The organism is Paenarthrobacter sp. NPDC091711 (genome assembly GCF_044756605.1).
Lineage (GTDB): Bacteria > Actinomycetota > Actinomycetes > Actinomycetales > Micrococcaceae > Arthrobacter.
Genome location: NZ_JBIVTF010000031.1, coordinates 3522 through 4932, shown reverse-complemented (window position 1 = coordinate 4932; position 1411 = coordinate 3522). Strand labels below are relative to the sequence as shown.

The window sequence follows — 1411 nt, the reverse complement described above, 5'->3', positions numbered from 1 at the left end:
TTGTGTGGTGTAAGTTGTTGGCCTATTAGTACCGGTCAGCTTCACGAGTCTTTAGTCCTCGCTTCCACATCCGGCCTATCAACCCAGTGGTCTGGCTGGGGGCCTCTCACACATAATGTGTATGGAAATCTCATCTTGAAGCGAGCTTCCCGCTTAGATGCTTTCAGCGGTTATCCCATCCGAACGTAGCTAATCAGCGATGCACTTGGCAGTACAACTGACACACCAGAGGTTCGTCCGTCCCGGTCCTCTCGTACTAAGGACAGCCCTTCTCAAATTTCCTGCGCGCGCAGCGGATAGGGACCGAACTGTCTCACGACGTTCTAAACCCAGCTCGCGTACCGCTTTAATGGGCGAACAGCCCAACCCTTGGGACCTACTCCAGCCCCAGGATGCGACGAGCCGACATCGAGGTGCCAAACCATGCCGTCGATATGGACTCTTGGGCAAGATCAGCCTGTTATCCCCGAGGTACCTTTTATCCGTTGAGCGACGGCCATTCCACAATGTACCGCCGGATCACTAGTCCCGACTTTCGTCCCTGCTTGAGATGTCTCTCTCACAGTCAAGCTCCCTTGTGCACTTACACTCGACACCTGATTGCCAACCAGGCTGAGGGAACCTTTGGGCGCCTCCGTTACTTTTTAGGAGGCAACCGCCCCAGTTAAACTACCCATCAGGCACTGTCCCTGACCCGGATCACGGGCCGAAGTTAGATGTCCAAAGTGACCAGAGTGGTATTTCAACGATGACTCCACCCGAACTGGCGTCCGGGTTTCAACGTCTCCCACCTATCCTACACAAGCCACTCCGAACACCAATACCAAACTATAGTAAAGGTCTCGGGGTCTTTCCGTCCTGCTGCGCGTAACGAGCATCTTTACTCGTACTGCAATTTCGCCGAGTTTATGGTTGAGACAGCGGGGAAGTCGTTACTCCATTCGTGCAGGTCGGAACTTACCCGACAAGGAATTTCGCTACCTTAGGATGGTTATAGTTACCACCGCCGTTTACTGGGGCTTAAATTCTCAGCTTCGCCACACAAGGTGGCTAACCGGTCCTCTTAACCTTCCAGCACCGGGCAGGAGTCAGTCCGTATACATCGTCTTGCGACTTCGCACGGACCTGTGTTTTTAGTAAACAGTCGCTTCCCCCTGGTCTCTGCGGCCCACACCCGCTCACGGAGAGCAAGTCTCCATCACGGGGCAGGCCCCCCTTCTCCCGAAGTTACGGGGGCATTTTGCCGAGTTCCTTAACCATAATTCTCTCGATCGCCTTGGTATTCTCTACCTGATCACCTGTGTCGGTTTGGGGTACGGGCGGCTAAAACCTCGCGTCGATGCTTTTCTTGGCAGCATAGGATCACCGGATCCCCCCAAACGGGGGTCCCATCAGATCTCAGGATCGTGCT

1 rRNA gene (running past one end of the window) is annotated in these 1411 nt (G+C 54.4%); it reads right to left on the bottom strand.

The window, feature by feature from the left end:
• Positions 1 to 4 precede the first annotated feature (4 nt).
• A 23S ribosomal RNA gene (locus ACIQH5_RS22385) occupies positions 5 to 1411 on the bottom strand; it runs 1831 nt beyond the window's last position.